This window comes from Priestia megaterium, from assembly GCF_041941685.1.
Taxonomy (GTDB): domain Bacteria; phylum Bacillota; class Bacilli; order Bacillales; family Bacillaceae_H; genus Priestia; species Priestia megaterium_C.
Window position 1 is genome coordinate 4,681,732 of the sequence record NZ_CP130958.1, and the last position, 16,696, is coordinate 4,698,427.

General features: G+C 38.0%; 16 protein-coding genes and 1 pseudogene. 5 read left to right on the forward strand and 12 right to left on the reverse strand.

Annotated elements, in window-relative coordinates:
• Positions 1-37: 37 nt before the first annotated feature.
• Positions 38-1,111 (reverse strand): M42 family metallopeptidase, encoded by a 1,074-nt coding sequence (locus tag Q5794_RS24770; RefSeq protein ID WP_214987566.1) that lies wholly within the window; start codon positions 1,109-1,111, stop codon positions 38-40.
• Positions 1,112-1,263: 152 nt separating this feature from the next.
• On the opposite strand from Q5794_RS24770, the gene Q5794_RS24775 reads away from it, so the two are divergent.
• Complete coding sequence (locus Q5794_RS24775; protein ID WP_014457991.1) at positions 1,264-1,575, forward strand: PepSY domain-containing protein; 312 nt, start codon at positions 1,264-1,266, stop codon at positions 1,573-1,575.
• Here the strand turns inward: Q5794_RS24775 and Q5794_RS24780 are convergent.
• Positions 1,544-2,401, reverse strand: coding sequence for an MBL fold metallo-hydrolase (locus Q5794_RS24780; RefSeq protein WP_374988512.1), 858 nt, complete (start codon positions 2,399-2,401; stop codon positions 1,544-1,546). The genes Q5794_RS24775 and Q5794_RS24780 overlap by 32 nt on opposite strands.
• A 74-nt stretch (positions 2,402-2,475) precedes the next feature.
• Positions 2,476-3,126, reverse strand: coding sequence for a tRNA (guanosine(46)-N7)-methyltransferase TrmB (gene trmB, locus Q5794_RS24785; protein ID WP_328262422.1), 651 nt, complete (start codon positions 3,124-3,126; stop codon positions 2,476-2,478).
• A gap of 127 nt (positions 3,127-3,253) precedes the next feature.
• Here trmB and Q5794_RS24790 point away from each other — a divergent pair, with 127 nt between their 5' ends.
• Positions 3,254-3,532, forward strand: a complete 279-nt coding sequence (locus Q5794_RS24790) for a YtzH-like family protein (protein ID WP_013059510.1) — start codon at positions 3,254-3,256, stop codon at positions 3,530-3,532.
• Positions 3,533-3,538: 6 nt separating this feature from the next.
• On the opposite strand, the gene Q5794_RS24795 is transcribed toward Q5794_RS24790, so the two are convergent.
• From Q5794_RS24795 to thpR, 4 genes and pseudogenes are all read right to left on the reverse strand, one after another.
• Positions 3,539-4,333, reverse strand: a complete 795-nt coding sequence (locus tag Q5794_RS24795; RefSeq protein ID WP_028410490.1) for a phosphotransferase family protein — start codon at positions 4,331-4,333, stop codon at positions 3,539-3,541.
• 191 nt (positions 4,334-4,524) lie between these two features.
• Positions 4,525-6,665: pseudogene (pulA, locus tag Q5794_RS24800) on the reverse strand (type I pullulanase).
• A gap of 92 nt (positions 6,666-6,757) precedes the next feature.
• The gene (locus Q5794_RS24805; protein ID WP_121946078.1) at positions 6,758-7,684 is read right to left on the reverse strand and encodes a hypothetical protein; all 927 of its coding nucleotides are present in this window, start codon (positions 7,682-7,684) and stop codon (positions 6,758-6,760) included.
• A gap of 135 nt (positions 7,685-7,819) precedes the next feature.
• Positions 7,820-8,374, reverse strand: coding sequence for an RNA 2',3'-cyclic phosphodiesterase (gene thpR, locus Q5794_RS24810; protein WP_214987570.1), 555 nt, complete (start codon positions 8,372-8,374; stop codon positions 7,820-7,822).
• Between the two features lie 190 nt (positions 8,375-8,564).
• Here thpR and cysK point away from each other — a divergent pair, with 190 nt between their 5' ends.
• Positions 8,565-9,497 carry a cysteine synthase A gene (cysK, locus tag Q5794_RS24815; protein WP_013085245.1) on the forward strand — a complete coding sequence of 311 codons (933 nt, stop codon included), beginning with the start codon at positions 8,565-8,567 and terminating at the stop codon, positions 9,495-9,497.
• Positions 9,498-9,528: 31 nt separating this feature from the next.
• On the opposite strand, the gene pepV is transcribed toward cysK, so the two are convergent.
• Positions 9,529-10,932, reverse strand: a complete 1,404-nt coding sequence (gene pepV / locus Q5794_RS24820; RefSeq protein WP_374988513.1) for a dipeptidase PepV — start codon at positions 10,930-10,932, stop codon at positions 9,529-9,531.
• A gap of 408 nt (positions 10,933-11,340) precedes the next feature.
• Between pepV and Q5794_RS24825 the strand changes: the two genes are divergently transcribed.
• The gene (locus tag Q5794_RS24825) at positions 11,341-11,562 is read left to right on the forward strand and encodes a DeoR family transcriptional regulator (protein WP_013059517.1); all 222 of its coding nucleotides are present in this window, start codon (positions 11,341-11,343) and stop codon (positions 11,560-11,562) included.
• A 222-nt stretch (positions 11,563-11,784) separates the two neighbouring features.
• On the opposite strand, the gene Q5794_RS24830 is transcribed toward Q5794_RS24825, so the two are convergent.
• Both Q5794_RS24830 and Q5794_RS24835 read right to left on the reverse strand, forming a co-directional pair.
• A complete protein-coding gene (locus tag Q5794_RS24830; protein WP_028410484.1) occupies positions 11,785-12,501 on the reverse strand; it encodes a pseudouridine synthase in 717 nt (238 codons plus the stop codon).
• Between the two features lie 51 nt (positions 12,502-12,552).
• Positions 12,553-14,196 carry an oligosaccharide flippase family protein gene (locus Q5794_RS24835; protein ID WP_374988514.1) on the reverse strand — a complete coding sequence of 548 codons (1,644 nt, stop codon included), beginning with the start codon at positions 14,194-14,196 and terminating at the stop codon, positions 12,553-12,555.
• A 210-nt stretch (positions 14,197-14,406) separates the two neighbouring features.
• Here Q5794_RS24835 and Q5794_RS24840 point away from each other — a divergent pair, with 210 nt between their 5' ends.
• Positions 14,407-15,678 carry an NAD(P)/FAD-dependent oxidoreductase gene (locus Q5794_RS24840; protein ID WP_374988515.1) on the forward strand — a complete coding sequence of 424 codons (1,272 nt, stop codon included), beginning with the start codon at positions 14,407-14,409 and terminating at the stop codon, positions 15,676-15,678.
• A 4-nt stretch (positions 15,679-15,682) separates the two neighbouring features.
• Here the strand turns inward: Q5794_RS24840 and Q5794_RS24845 are convergent, their stop codons facing one another.
• Together Q5794_RS24845 and Q5794_RS24850 are read right to left on the reverse strand one after the other, a co-directional pair.
• Positions 15,683-15,862 carry a sporulation protein Cse60 gene (locus Q5794_RS24845; RefSeq protein ID WP_013059521.1) on the reverse strand — a complete coding sequence of 60 codons (180 nt, stop codon included), beginning with the start codon at positions 15,860-15,862 and terminating at the stop codon, positions 15,683-15,685.
• Between the two features lie 398 nt (positions 15,863-16,260).
• On the reverse strand, positions 16,261-16,572 hold the full coding sequence (locus Q5794_RS24850) for a rhodanese-like domain-containing protein (RefSeq protein ID WP_071270224.1): 312 nt from the start codon (positions 16,570-16,572) through the stop codon (positions 16,261-16,263).
• Between the last annotated feature and the right edge of the window lie 124 nt (positions 16,573-16,696).

The window sequence follows — 16,696 nt, forward strand, 5'->3', positions numbered from 1 at the left end:
AAACAAAGCAACCGCAAAAGCAGCTGCTTTGTTCTTTTTATCCGTTTTGCTTAATCGTATCGAGCATTGTTTGGTCTGTAGAACGTACAAGTTTGACTAGTAATTCTTTTGCGGCTGCATAGTCATCTACATGAATCATAGACGCATGAGTATGAATATAACGTGAACATACGCCGATTACCGCAGAAGGAACTCCATTATTAGAAGTATGAACGCGCCCTGCATCCGTACCTCCTGGAGAAACAAAGTATTGATAAGGGATGCTGTTTGTCTCAGCTGTATCTAAAATAAATTCTCTCATTCCTCTATGTGTGACCATCGTACGGTCAAAGATACGAAGTAATACGCCTTTTCCTAATTGTCCAAACGCATTTTTATCGCCTGATGTATCGTTAGCTGGACTAGCATCTAGTGCATAAAACAAATCCGGTTTAATCATATTCGCAGCTGATTGAGCACCGCGAAGCCCTACTTCTTCTTGAACAGTAGCTCCAGAATATAAGATATTTGGCAATTTTTCATTTTTTACTTCTTTTAATAATTCAATCGCAAGTCCGCACCCATAGCGGTTATCCCATGCTTTCGCCAGTATTTTCTTTTCATTTGCCATTGGCGTAAACGGACAAATCGGTACAATTTGATCGCCAGGACGAATGCCCATTTCTGCTACTTCCTGCTTGCTATCTGCGCCCACATCAATCATCATATTTTTAATGGCCATTGGCTTGTTGCGCTGTGATTCGTCTAATAAATGGGGAGGGATGGAAGCAATTACGCCAGTGATAGGACCTTTTTTTGTAACAACATGGACGCGTTGAGCTAGCAGTACTTGACTCCACCATCCTCCTAGAGTTTGAAAACGAAGCATTCCTTTATCTGTTACAGACGTAACCATAAATCCTACTTCGTCCATATGTCCCGCTACCATTACTTTAGGACCTTTTTCTTCATTATATCGAACGCCGAATAAACTTCCTAACCCATCTTGAATGACTTCATCTACAAGGGGTTCAATTTGCGAGCGCATAAATGAACGTACTTGATGTTCGTTTCCAGCGGCACCTGGTAACTCCGTTAATGTTTTAAATAGAGATAGCGTTTCATTGTTCATATATACTCTCCTTTATGTATCATTTTCTTTATTGTATCGAAAACCGGAAATAGTTGCTAGTTCCGTCCTTCTCTTCTATGACTCAACTTAACAAAGCATTCGACAATTTGATATAATGATGAAAACATATCCTTAAAAAGCAGGTGAATAACGTGAAATGGACTCAACTAATAGCAGGAGCTGCAGTCGGATTTGCAAGCGCTTATATTATTCAAAAAAGAAAGTCGTCAATTTCCTCATCGGAAGCCCTTACGATTGTTAAAAGCGCTTTTAAACAAAATGGGGCAATCGACGGCTCATGGATTGAAACAACGACTAAAGTCATTCAAAAACATGGTCTCTCTTTTTATGGTTATACAGGTGGAATTATCAGAACACGTGATGCAAAACAGGAACATTACGAGTTTTTCATTGATAAAAAAAGCGGTGCTATTATTGAATTGACGCTGAATGCATCCGTTTAATTTCGTCAACTATTTCTCCTTTATTATCCCATTTTACAGCTCGATAAAAAGCATCATGATAAAAACTTAGCCAAGCTTGATTCTCATAGGCATAAGCTAGCCACTGCTGCTTTTGTTCAATCGAAGTCATTGGATAATCATCATATGCCATTACCCATAAGACATTTTGATGTGCATGTGTTGGCAACAGATCGCCCATATGCACTAAGATGTCATTGTTTCCTTTTAATACAACTACAGCATGACCATCGCTGTGACCGCCGGTATGATGAATCGTTACTCCAGGCACAATTTCATCTTTGTCGCTAAATGTTATTACTTGATGCTGAATAAATTCCCAATTTTGTTTCCAATACGTATTTTTAGAACGTATATTAGGATTTCTCATTTCATTCCACTCGATTTCACTAACAAAAATTCTTGCATTTGGAAAAGCAGAGGAAAAATGTCCGTTGATACATTTTGTTAAGCCTGACACATGATCAAAGTGAAGATGCGTCATAATGACATGAGTAATATCTTCGCACTTAAACCCTAACTTTTGTAAATCTTCAGCAATAAATGATTCTTGTGTTACACCAAAATGACGCTTTTTTTTCTCATCCAACATACCATTCCCTATGCCTGCATCAATTAACATGAGGTGTTTTTCAGTTTGAACGAGCAAAGGATCAGTCCTCATTGGAATTCGATTTCCTTCTGAGATAGGATATTTTTTTGTCCAAAGCTCTTTTGGAACAACACCAAACATTGCTCCTCCGTCTAAATGATTATTCCCTCCACGAAGCCATGTCACTTTTAATCCGCCTATTGTTAACGTTTCCATTTTACACCTCCATTATATTCCTTTTTATTTTATCACTATCTTCTTCTCTTTTTGAAAAAAAAAGACTGAGGAACTCAGTCTTTTTCGTTCAGGTATTTTACTTCACAGCGGTAAATGCGGCTGCCTTTTTGTGAAAATTTCTCTTCATATTCCGTCATAACATTGCCTTCAAAATCGCTTTTATGCAAATCTAAGCTAATGTATTTGAGAAGAAGCCCATATTCTGAAAAGCTTGTCAATGAATATTCAAATAGCCCTTGATTATCTGTTTTAAAGTGAATTTCTCCACCATCAACCAGCAGGTTTTCATACATGCTTAAGAACGTTTTGTATGTTAAACGGCGTTTGGCATGTCTCTTTTTTGGCCATGGATCAGAGAAATTGAGATAAACGCGATCCACGTCATTTTTTGCAAAAAACTCACTAAGATGGTTAGCATCTACATTCAACAGCTTTAAATTTGGAAGCTCTTCTTCAATCAGTCGTTCTAGAGCACTTAAGATGACACTTTCATACATTTCAATTCCAATATAGTTGATATGCGGATTTTGTTTAGCCATCCCTACTAAAAATTGGCCTTTTCCTGTTCCTACTTCAATATGAAGAGGATTTTCGTTTCCAAAAACCTCTTTCCAGTTTCCTTTATACTCTGCTGGGTTTGGAACCACGTATTGGGGATTTTTAGCAATTTTATCTTTTGCCCAAGGTTTGTTTCGTAATCTCATGTTGCACCTCTTTAATGTATTTTGACGCATTGAAAATGTCGGTTATTCGAAACAACCGACATTCTCATGCATAATTGTGTTTAGATAGAAAAAAATAAGAGCATCATACGAGAAAGGATGATGCTTAATGCCTTTAAATGCCGAACACCAAATGAATATATTAAAAGATATTTTATCTAATCATCAAAGTGATTGCTGCGGAACGGTTGCGGAATGTGAACAGGTTGAACGTTTAATTCAATCAATGTTAGCAAAAGGATACGCTAGCACAGACGTACAAGCAACACTACAAAACGTGTATAAATACACGCAAGATGCAAAAAGTGCTGCTCATTTAGACGAACATATTCAAACCAATCAACAAAATTTATCACAATGGGTCCAAGAACTATCTACCTTGTCATAATCTTTGCTACTGTGCTTGAATGTCGTTGACGAGCAACATCCGAAGATATTCAAGCCAGTAATTCATTTCAGAATGTTCATTTTTCGAACGATGCCATTCAATGAATAAAATGGTTTGACTTATCACATACCACTTCATTCTCTTTTTCAAGTTCTCGGTTAGTTCAACCCCATAATGCTCAAGCCATTCTTCCCACTGAGATGGATTGATGTACCAATAAAGCAATAAACCTAAATCAATAGCAGGATCTGCAATCATCGCTCCGTCCCAGTCGATTAAATATAGCTGCGTATTCTCTCCAAGCATCCAGTTATTGTGGTTCACATCACAGTGACACACAACATATTTATCTGTCTGAACGGACGGAAGTTCTGCTTGTAAATAACTGATTCCCTGCTCTACAATACTTTCTTTTTGAAGTCGCTCGTCCACATTCTCTACAATATCGGCTAGCACGTCTTCGGGAAGAAGCGGTGTTTTTCCCAACCTTTTCAACATATCTAATAACTCGTTTGAATGATGAATTTTACTAAGCAATTCTGTCACTCGACTCGAATTCATATCTTTTGGTTTTAATTCTCGACCATCTAGCCAGTGCTGAGCTGTGATCACATCTCCATTTTCCATTCGTCTTGTCCACACGAGCTTCGGTACAATTCCTTCAGCTGACAATACTGCTAAAAAAGGTGATGAATTACGCTTTAAAAAAAGCTTTCGGTCTTGAAATTTTGCAAAATAAGCTTCTCCTGTCGCTCCGCCAGCAGGAGTAATTTCCCATTCGCTTCCTAATATATCTTCCAACCAATTCACCTTCAATTTCAACACACACATTTCGTTTAAAAATTTCACTCAATAAAGCAATCTATTAAGACATCATGACGTTATTTTCTTAGTAAATAAAAAAGACGGCTATTGAGGATATGTATCAATAGCCATCCTTTATAAATATTATCTCCATCACACTTTTTTCGTCAAGTGGTTGAAGACAATAATTACGTTTGAAATAAAATAAGAACGCTAAGCTTTGAAACGTTTATAGCATTATCCTCTATAGTAGGATACCCATTTTTATATACTTTACAATGATCAAGTGCTATTTTCCATGGTCCTTCTGGCAAAACTACTTTTTCTTCCATTAGGCCTTGATTAAAAAACACGATAATATTCTTCCACGGACCGTAAGCCAATACGTTTGATAAGCAATAGCCAATAACGGATTGCGGCGTGTTTAGGAAAGAGACATGCTGCCTAATCGCTGAAGCATCTCCCAAGCGAAATGCACCGTGCTGTTTGCGAATACGAATCAGCTCTTGAACCCAATTCACATCAGGAGAAAATTTGATCCGTCGATTCCAATCAAGTGCATTAATATCATCGGGTGAATTGTAGCTGTTCTCTACGCCTTGTTTAGTGCGGTAAAACTCTTGACCACTATGAAGAAACGGTATGCCTTGCGAAAGAAGTACAATAGCAGTAGCAAGGCGGTGACGACTTCTACGAGTGTCTTCGTCTTCTTCTCCGTTTGAATTCGTTAACTTATCCCACAGCGTATGGTTATCATGTGATTCAACGTAATTAACTGATTGTGCTGGATTTATAAATAAAGCCCGGCTGTCTTCTTTATCCAGAATGCTCCCCGCTATCACAGATTGCACGGTCTCTTTTTGATGAATATTTCCGCTGATAAAACCTTTTTCATACACATCAAACGTGCTTCCTTTTACAGAATCTCGAAAGCGATCATTAAAATAGCCGATTTGAGGCGTTTGGCGGGCATTCGCCATAATTGCTTTTTGATTGTAGGGGAGAGGAGTATTTAAATCCCAGCCTTCGCCAAACACCAAAATAGTAGAATCAATTTCATTTATTTTTTCCCGAATCATGTTCATCGTTTCTATATCTAAAATCCCCATGAGGTCAAAGCGAAACCCATCAACGTCGTACTCTTTTATCCAAAATAATACTGAATCGATAATAAACTTTTGCGCCATTTTCCGTTCAGAAGCAAAATCATTTCCTACTCCCGTCCCGTTCGAAGGCATCCCAAACTCATCATGTCGAAAATAATAGCCCGGAACAATTTTTTCAAAAGGTGATTCCTCTCGTACAAATACGTGATTATAAACTACATCTATAATAACACGGAATCCCTGTTGATGAAGTGTTGATATTAATTGTTTCACTTCAGCAATACGAGTGGCAGGATTTGAAGGGTCAGCGGAGTAGCTTCCTTCTGGTACATTAAACAACAATGGATTATACCCCCAATTATAAGAAGCATGAGGATTTAATTCATCTACTCCGCCAAAGTCGTTAATAGGAAGAAATTCAAGGTGGGTCACTCCTAGCTCTTTTAAATAATGAAGACCTGTTGTTTTGCCTGGCTGCCCGCTTGATTCAGTAACAGCTAGGTACGTACCCTTTTTTCTATCCCGCTTGAAGGATGAATAGAAAAGTCGCGAACGTGCATTTCGTAAATAACGGCATCCGTTGGCTGAAGGAAAGGTGGCTTTTCATGGAGATGAACATAGGCTGTATGAAGATTTATCAGAACCCCGTATTCACTATTTGCTGTAGCTGCACCGGCATAAGGATCCACCGCTTCATTTGTCCGGCCGTTTACATCTATTAAAAATCGATAATAATACCCTTCTTTATCTAAGGGAAGTTCCTTTTCCCATACGCCTTTTCTTTGACGAGCCATGACGTACAGTTCTTCCTTCCCGCTGTTTGCATGTATTAATTTTAAAACCACTGCTGATGCAGTCGGGGCCCAAATTTTTATCATAATATGATCTGAATAAAATGCTGCACCCAAATCATTTTGATTATAATAAAATCTCTCATCAAACTCTTTGGTTCGTATAACAGCCCCTACCTGCAGCGGAACTTTCTCCCCATAATTATCACAGATAACGTACGACTGTCCAATTTCTATGCTACCTTCAACCTTGCCTTCATATTTGATAAAACCTTCTAATTCATGTACGTTTTCAATAGAGATGGTCTCATGCATTTGTGTACTTTTAATCACAAAAAAATCAATTTGACCTTCATGATAAGAAGTTGGAACTAAAAGAGTAATACGATCTATTTGATCTAAATAAGCCTGAAACTTATTATCACCAGTCATCCTTTTCTCCTCCTTATGCCAATTACCTCTTTAGTAGCATTATATGTAGCAAACGCAAAAACGAAAGCACTTTCATAGCGTGAATGTTCGTATTATTCACCTGCTTCGAATTCCCGGTCAAAATAAATACTCTGGCTGTGTTCGAGCAATACTTGAGCTGCTTTCATCTGCTTAAACTTTAAAGGTGCTTTAGATTTCCTAAGTTCATAAAACCACTCTTCATACTTTCTAGCATCTACAAATTCAACCTGATAAGGCTCCGCAGCGTAATCAATGTATCCATTTCTGCTCAGTAATATTTTCTTTACGTTATGTTCAATATCGTGAGTACGATAGATGCTTCGGACAATTTGCTCTGTTCGATTTAACCCAATTAAAGGATTTAATATCTTTTTTTGATCTCTTCCTCTTAACTCTGTCCAAAAATTTTCTTTTGAATACTGAAAAACAGCGCTTTTATATGTTTCTATTAAACAAATACAGAGGGTTTCCGTTGGAGTAACAATAATGATATCTCCTTCTACCGGAGCTTTATTAATTAAGAAAACAGGCTTGTACATCACGAGACAGGTATCAGGAAAGCGCTGAATAAAATAACGGAGAGCTTCATCATGGTAATATTTACGATCTGCTTGTGAGAACTCAAATAAAGTGGATGTAGCCCATTTCATTTGAAGATCAAATACATTTTCTAAAAACAATATTTTCAAGTCTTCCGCTGTTTGTGGAAGAGTTGTAAACCTCAATAGCTCTTGATTTTCCACGCTATCGCTAGAGAACGCTTCTTCCACTTCACACGTTTCTTTTTTTCTTGTAAACCGCTCTTTTGCTTTTTGCAAAAATGAACGTTGAGCTTTTGTTTCTTCTTGTACAGGCGGCTCATGTAATAGCCCTTCTTCAAATAATTGCTTTGCTTTCTTCCAATTATGCTTTTTTAAGTGATTAAACTGAGACGTGTAGTGATAAACGTCTTTTTCATAACGGGAAATATAATCTTGCACCTTAAGTAGCTGCGCCACGTTTACATCAATCCCCTAATTAAAATTCCTCTAAAACTTTGTTCGCCGATGATTTCTCTATTATCATCGGCGTTTTCTTTCCTTTGATAAGAGTGATTTTTAAATAACCTCTCTCCATGCTTGTATGTTCATATGCTACTGTGACTGCAAGGAAAAAGATAGTATTTTTTTATATTTAGGTTTGCTAGCAGGATGAACTTCAAAAAGGGCAAACGAACTTACTTGAAACTGTTCTTCAATCGACGTTTGCTTTAACTGTTCTTCCAAAAGTCCGGCTTCCCCTCCCCACTTCTTTGCAATCGTAATATGAGGACGATAAGGACGTTTTTCGTATAAGCCGCTTAGATCTTCCCATACGGCCTGTATATCCCTTTGCAGATTCATAAGCTTATCATTTGGCCTAAGGCTTACATAAAGAACTCTAGGCTTGTTATACGCACCGAACACATCGTACTGACCTGTCTGCAGCGAAAAACTTGAATGACGGGAGGCTACTTCTTTTAAGCGCGTAATCAGCTTTTCCTTTTTTTCATCTAAAAACCCTAAAAATTGTAGCGTTATATGATAATCGTCAGGGTATGTCCATTGTTTGAAAGGAAAAGGTATTAATTTCTTTGCCCAATTTTCTGCCTGATGTGCAATGGATACAGGCACGTTGATTCCAATAAAATAATGTTTATCGCCTTTCATCAAATCGCTCCTTTTCTTTTTATTATCTTTCCCCAATTGGTTATGCTCAAAAAGAGCTAGATCTATTTTAAAGGTTTTTTCGGATGAAATAGAGAGGTTTTTCTGAAAATTTGTCATGTGCTTAAAAAATAAGAATTTGTGTTATCATAGAAACAATACAGAGAATTTTTATAAGAAAAGGATGAGAAAAATGAAAGTTGTTAACAATATGGCTGATTTGATTGGCGAGACACCTCTTGTTAAGTTGAATCGTCTTCAACCTGCAGATGGAGCATCCGTTTACTTAAAACTAGAGTTTTTTAATCCGAGCCGTAGTGTAAAAGACCGTGCTGCTTTTAATATGATCGTGGAAGCTGAAAAAGCAGGCTTGCTCAATGAAAATTCTACTATTATTGAACCAACGAGCGGAAATACAGGTATTGGCTTAGCTATGAATGCAGCGGCAAGAGGTTATCGTTCTATTTTAGTCATGCCAGATACCATGACTCAAGAACGAATTAACTTGTTAAAAGCATATGGTGCTGAAGTTGTTCTAACACCGGGTGATGAGAAAATGCCTGGAGCAATCCGCAAGGCAGAAGAGCTTACAAAAGAAATTCCAAATGCATTTATGCCCATGCAGTTTGAAAATAATGCAAACCCTGACGCTCATCGAAAAACGACTGCTAAAGAAATTATCGAGGCAATGAACGAGTTAGGCAAAGACCTATCTGCTTTTGTTGCTACTGCTGGAACAGGCGGAACGATTACAGGAACTGGTGAAGTCCTAAGAGAAAACTACCCAAATATGACCGTTCATGTTGTGGAACCAGCTGGGTCCCCTGTATTATCTGGAGGAAGACCTGGGAAGCACAAGCTTGTAGGAACAAGCCCTGGATTTATTCCTGATACTCTTAATGTAGATGTTTACGACGAAATTTTAAAAATTAAAGATGAACAAGCCTACGATATTACGCGACGCTTGGCTTCTGAAGAAGGAATTTTAGTCGGTCCTTCATCTGGCGCTGCGTGCTATGCTGCTATCGAGGTAGCCAAAAAATTATCTCCTGATCAAGTGGTCGTATGTATTGCTTGCGATACAGGTGAACGTTATTTATCAAGCGACCTGTTCTCATTTGAATAATAAAAAAGCGAACGCAAAGGCGTTCGCTTTTTTATTTAGCTAATTCGTAAATAGCCTGTGCATAAATAGCTGTTGCACGAAGTAAATCTTCAATTACCATGTACTCGTCTTTTTCATGCGCTACTTCTTCACGGCCTGGGAAAAGAGGTCCAAATGCCACACCCGCTTCTAATGCTCTGGCATATGTTCCTCCTCCAATTGAAATAAGTGTAGGTTCTTCATTTGTTTGTTCTTGGTAAACCTTTTGAAGCGTTTGAATAAGCTCATGTTTTTGATCGACGTGATGTGGTTTAGAATCTGTAAAATGTTTGATGGTCATTTGATAAGATTCACTTTTTTCTTTAATCGTATCAATAATATCGTCAATATGAGCTGATACAGGATAGCGAATGTTTAAACCAAAGTGCCCCGCTTCTTCTTGATTGTAAGACATGATTCCAACATTTATCGTTAAATCACCCGTGACCTCATCTTTGCGATTTAAGCCCATTTTTTCTCCTAGTGCATCTTGGACTAAATACGCATTTGCATAACCTACAAACTGATTAGCTTGTTCATCAAGTTCTAATGTGTGTAAAAAGCGAAGAAGTGTAAGTCCAGCATTTTTCCCTTTATCAGGCACACTGCCATGTGCTGAAACGCCTTCTAAAGTAAGTGTGTATACACCGCTCTTTTCTGTTATTGAACCTTTTAAAGACTGATCCTTTAAAAATTGATCATATTTATTTTTAATATCCGTTTCACTATGGAATTCAAGAACAGCTGTTGCAAGATCAGGAACCATATTGTAGCGTCGCCCAGAGACAAATGATGTAAGCTGAACGCTTCCCTTTGTTCCTTCAATTGGCTGCTGGCGAATTTCTACGTCTGTAATGCCTTTTTCAGCAAAAATGATAGGAAAATCCGCATCCGGCGCAAACCCCATAGTTGGCATCTCTTCATGATTGAAGTAGTGGTCCACACATCTCCAGTCACTTTCTTCATCCGTTCCAATGATCATTCGAACCCGTTTAGATAGAGGAAGCCCTAAATCTTTCACAATTTTCATCGCATAATAAGCAGCCATCGTCGGGCCTTTGTCATCGATTGCTCCTCTAGCAAAAATTTTCCCGTCTTTTATTTCACCGCCGTATGAATCAACCGACCAACCGTCTCCTTCAGGAACAACGTCTACGTGACAAAGAATGCCAAGAAGATCTTTCCCTTCTCCTGCTTCAATATGACCAGCATATCCGTCTACGTTCTTGACGGAAAACCCGTCATTTTTCCCTTTATTTAAAAGAAAGTCAAGCGCTTGAGCAATTCCAGGTCCAAATGGCTCTTCTTGTTTCTCTGTGCTTGTCAAAACACTTTTAATTTGTAGAAAACGCTGCGTCTCAGCTAGAATTTCAGCTTCTCTTTTTTGAACTTCCTCTTTCCAATTAATTGCCGTCATCTGTTTGTCTCCTTTTCCTACTTTTACAGATTGTATCTATCATTACTATTGGTAAATTTAACTTTATCATACCTTTATATAGAAAGAAATAATTGTCTCTTTCCTTTCATATCAAAGGTTTACAGAGTCAAAATTTCGGGAAATAATTTGTAGGCACAATCGATAAAAACGGATTCTATTTGTTTATTGTTTACATATACTATAAAAAATGTGCAAATAGAGGAAGGAGATGTTACGAAAGGATTACATATTTATATCATTTTTTGTAAATATTGTGTTAATTTGCGTTTTCTCTTTTATTTTTCTGTCGATTTTGTGTACAATAAGGATAAGGACTGAAATAGTGCTTGACATCTCAGAGTTATAAAGAAGTTGTGCCTTACGAAAAACGAATAAGGAAGTGGTTTTTTGAAACCTTCAACTAATCGAATGCTAACTCGTATCAAATCGGTCTATATGTTCATTTGTAAAAATGGAACAGTTACAACGCAAGAGCTCGTAGACGAATTTGGTATTACACCAAGAACCATTCAGCGTGACTTGAATGTGTTAGCATATAATGATTTAGTTCGCAGCCCAAGTCGCGGTACATGGACGACTACGCAAAAGAAGGTCAAGATGTCATCCTAGTAAGTTTATTTCAAGGGTAGTAAGTGATTTATATATAGAGATAAAATTCTACGCAGTAGAAAGTCAAGACTTGGACGAGTGCATAGTCCCCCGCTCCATTTGCACGTCAAGCAGAGTTGGTACTCGTTTAAGTGCTTTAACGTGAAATGTTTCACTTGTCTAATAAAGTGGACAAAAAAAGGAACCATTTTAGACTTAGGTTCCTTTTTCTTTCGCCTCTTCTTAGGCATTTGATTTTTGCAATAAAGCTAGTTCCTCTTCCGTTAACTCCCTATACTCTCCTAAATCTAACGACTCGTCTAATAGCAAAGCTCCCATAGATAAACGTTTTAAATACGTTACTTTTTTTCCTCTTGCTTCAAACATACGCTTCACTTGATGAAATTTCCCTTCAACGATCGTTAATTCAATTTCTGATTCCACACCGCTTGTTAGTATCTTTAACTCTGCTGATTTTGTTACATATCCATCATCAAGAGTGACACCTTGTCTAAATGCTTCAGCATCTTCTTCAGTCACCGGTGCATTAATTTTTGCAAAATATGTTTTAGGAACGTGTTTTTTAGGAGATAGCAGCTGATGTGCAAGCTGACCGTCATTCGTCAGCAGCAAGAGCCCTTCTGTATCTTTATCTAAACGCCCTACCGGAAATGGGTCATACACAGCATCGTCAAGTTCAAGTAAGTCCAAAACTGTTTCATGAAGAGAATCTTCTGTTGCTGATATGACGCCTTGTGGCTTATGAAGCATAAAGTAAACAAATTCTCGGTAAGAAACGGCTTCGCCATGCACAGTTATTTCTTGTTCATCTGGATTAACGTGGACCTTAGCATCTTTAACTGCTGTACCGTCTACCTTAACAGCTCCAGTCTTTAAAAGACCTTTAACTTCTTTTCGGCTTCCGTACCCAATGGTAGAAAGCAATTTATCCAAACGCATGTAATATCCTCCTCTTTTTTGAAAAGAAGATGACTCCAACGAGTCATCTTCTTAGGCACTGCGCTGTTTATTTCGGCGCAGTATCTTTCGTTCAATTGCACCTGTTACCCTCGCTCCCATTACTTTTTCAAGCAGGCTTGAACGATAGGTAATAATAAAGTAAATAAGGCCGCCTACTGCTGCTCCTATAATCGTAATAACAGTGGCAGAGAATCGTCCTGGCGTTGTAAACAGTCCAATCACTGCTGCGACAGTTTTTACGCTGATTCCCATAATCGCAACAAAAATGAGAATAAGCACAGAGCGTTTTATAAACTCACTGTAGTTATATTTTGCGTGTTTTTGAATAAGCGCAAACATATAAACAAGAGATACGATATAGCCTAGTGCTGTCGCTAAAACTGAACCAATCTCGTGGAACATAAGAATAAATGGAACGTTCACGACAATTTTCACAATCAATCCAAATAATAGACTTAAAACAGCATATTTTTGTTTGTTGATTCCTTGTAAAATAGCTCCATTAACTGTAAAAAATGAGAACAATAAAGCTACCGGTGCATAGTAAAGCAAGACATTTCCACCCGCATCCGATGCATCTGTTCCAAAGAAAAACGTATAGGCTGGGCCAGCTAAAGCCATTAATCCTACAGATGCTGGAAGCACAAGAAACATAATCGTTTGATATGTTTGATCAATTTGCTTTTGCAGTACGTTATAATCTTTATTCACAAAGGAACGTGTAATCGTTGGTACAAGAGTCAAACCGAACGCAGTAGCTAATGAAACGGGAATCATCACAAGCTTTGGAACATAAGACTGAACAATTCCGTTCATTGACTCTGCTATTTCTTTTTGTCCAGCCGCTACCATCGCACGGTTAAATGTGAATTGGTCTACATACTGATAAAGCGGAATAGCCAAGCTGACAAAGACATATGGCAATGAATACGTAAGCAGCTCTTTAAAAATGGATACGGTAGAAATACGCGTAGGCGTTATCGTCTGCTCGTTTACCATTTTATCGAGATAAGGCTTTCGTTTTTTCCAGTACCAAATTAACACGGCCAGTCCAGCAAGAGCTCCTACAAAAGCCCCCATCGTAGCAAATCCAACGGCTAGTGCAAGACTCCCATGTACAACTTTAATGACAATATAAGTAGATGCCAATAAAAAGACAACTCGCACAAGCTGTTCAACTACTTGTGAAACAGCTGTTGGCCCCATAGACTGGTGACCTTGGAAAAATCCTCGCATTAAACTCATCATCGGTACTACAATTAACGCAACGCTAACCATTCGCATAACCATTACTACATCTTCTAAGGAGTTATTTAAATCAGAACCTCCCAGTGTAATTCTAGACATAACAGGAGCTAACGAATATAAAAGTAAAAATGCAAGTATTCCTGTGACAAGCATTAATTTCATGCCGGCCCGGTACATTCTTCTACTCGTATAATAATCACCGAGTGCATTATATTTTGATACAAATTTCGATACGGCCATTGGCATACCGGCTGTAGCAATACTTAAATAAATAGCATATTGGTTATATCCATAACCAAACAGTGCTCCCCCTACGGTTCCAACAAGGATCGCAAATGGAAATAAATAAATCATTCCTAAGATTCGGGATACATAGGTGCCAAGCGTTAGCACAAAGGTCCCTCTTAACAATTTTGAATCAGACATACGTTTGCCTCCGATACTTAATGTTACATACTGATAATAATGATAGAATTGAAAAGAAGCAAGTGACAGTATACACTAAGAAGGGTCTTATATTCACTCGCACTCGTCAACAAACTAAAAAACAAAGACTATAGCCCATTTTATCCAATGTTGAGAGATTTGTCAGTGAACAAACTAAATTTTTTTAAGAATAGACAGGTTGGTGAAAGTATGATATATGATGTAGTCGTAATCGGGGGAGGACCTTCTGGTTTGATGGCATCGATTGCAGCTGGTGAGTCAGGTGCAAACGTATTATTAATTGATAAAGGCAATAAACTTGGACGAAAGCTTGCCATTTCTGGAGGCGGACGCTGTAATGTGACAAACCGTCTTCCCATTGATGAACTTATTAAACACATTCCAGGAAACGGACGCTTTTTATACAGTGCGTTTTCTGTTTTTAATAACGAAGATATCATCTCTTATTTTGAAGGCCTTGGAATTAAATTAAAAGAAGAAGATCACGGTCGTATGTTTCCGGTCAGCAATAAAGCGCAATCTGTTGTTGACGCATTAATTAGCGAACTTCACCGTCTTTGTGTGACAATTCGCACAAACACAGCCGTTAAACGCGTAAACTATGAGAACAACACCGTGAAAGAAGTCGTGCTTCAAAACGGGGAAGCAATCCAAACGAAAAGCGTTGTGATTGCAGTAGGTGGAAAATCAGTACCTCATACAGGTTCGACAGGAGACGGTTATCAATGGGCAAAAGATGCGGGGCATAAAATTACTGAACTTTACCCAACAGAAGTTCCTATTACATCTAGCGAACACTTTATTAAAACCAAAACGCTTCAAGGTCTATCGCTTCGCAATGTAGGACTAAGCGTGCTTAATAAAAAAGGCAAGCCTGTCATTACTCATCAAATGGATATGATTTTCACTCACTTTGGCATCTCTGGCCCTGCCGCTCTTCGCTGCAGCCAATATGTTGTTAAAGAGTTAAAGAAACAAAAAAGCGACACTGTTCAAATGTCTCTTGATTTATTTCCTAGCCAAAACGAAGAAGATATTTTCCAAAAGTTAGTCAAAACAACAAAAGAAGAGCCGAAAAAAGCAATTAAAAATGTCTTAAAAGGTTTTGTATCTGAACGCTATCTATTGTTTTTACTCGAGCAAGCAGGCATTGATAGCCAAGCGCTAGCAGGACAGCTTCAGCATGAGAAACTGAGAGAATTTGCAAGACTGTGCAAACGATTTGAATTTGCTGTAAACGGCACGCTTTCTTTAGAAAAAGCATTCGTAACAGGAGGCGGCGTATCCGTTAAAGAAATTCACCCAAAAGAAATGTCTTCGAAATTTATGCAAGGCCTTTACTTCTGCGGGGAAATTCTTGATATCCATGGATATACTGGAGGATATAATATCACTTCTGCTCTTGTAACTGGCCGTTTGGCTGGCAGTAATGCAGGAGAATTTGCAACAAGCCTAGCATAATATGCTAGGCTTTATACATAACCATGGCTGAAAAACAGTACACCTGCTCATCACGATCAACATCCACTGTCACTTGGTATTTAATATCAACGACGTCTTCATCCTCTAATTTCCGTAAAAATCGATTCACCGCAAATTCTAAATCTTTTTCATGCTCTTTATCAAACATTTTTACTTGTATCACAGCTTCTACCACCTTGTCCTATCAAATTTGTTTCAATCAGAATGGACTGTTTCTCTTGATGATGGTTTTTGTACGGATTTTCAATCTCTTACTACCTCTATTTTTATGAGGGCTTTTATAGATTTAGTCATCATTTGTTTTCCTGCTATCATTTTAGTCGGATGGCAGAAGTTTCATTCAAAAAAGAGGTTGAGACATAACGAAATTAATTCAATCTAAAGACGAACAAATGGGATACATGAGCTGAACCGCTTGTAACGCGGAAATCGACTGCTAGAAGAAACGAAACAAATAAAACCTATGTTCACCATAACAAAAAAAACGAACCACTAATCAAACCTGTTGATCAATGGTTCATTTTTCACTTCAGCTAAGATACTTTTGTCCCAGCCTCTTTTTTATTTATTAACCGTTTTTCCTTCCCACTCTAACATACCGCCAACCATATTTGTTACTTTATATCCTTGTTCTTGAAGGTAGTAACATACGTTTTCACTGCGGCGGCCCGAACGGCAAATGAAAATATATTCTTTGTCTTTATCGAAATAATCCACATTAGCTGGAATATCATTCATACGAATGTGTTTAGCAGTTGGAATCATTCCTTCTGCTACTTCTTCATCTTCGCGCACATCAACTAAATGAAGTTCTTCTCCATTTTCAACGCGTTTTTGAAGTTCTTCAGGCGTAATTACTTTTACTTCTTCCATTTTCGTCATTCCTCTCTATTCTTTCATTCAGCTTGCTATCGCTATTGTAGCAAATTCAAATACCTTTATGCCACTAAATAAGAAAAGCTTAAGCAGCAAGCCTGCCTAAGCTTTTCCAATCGTA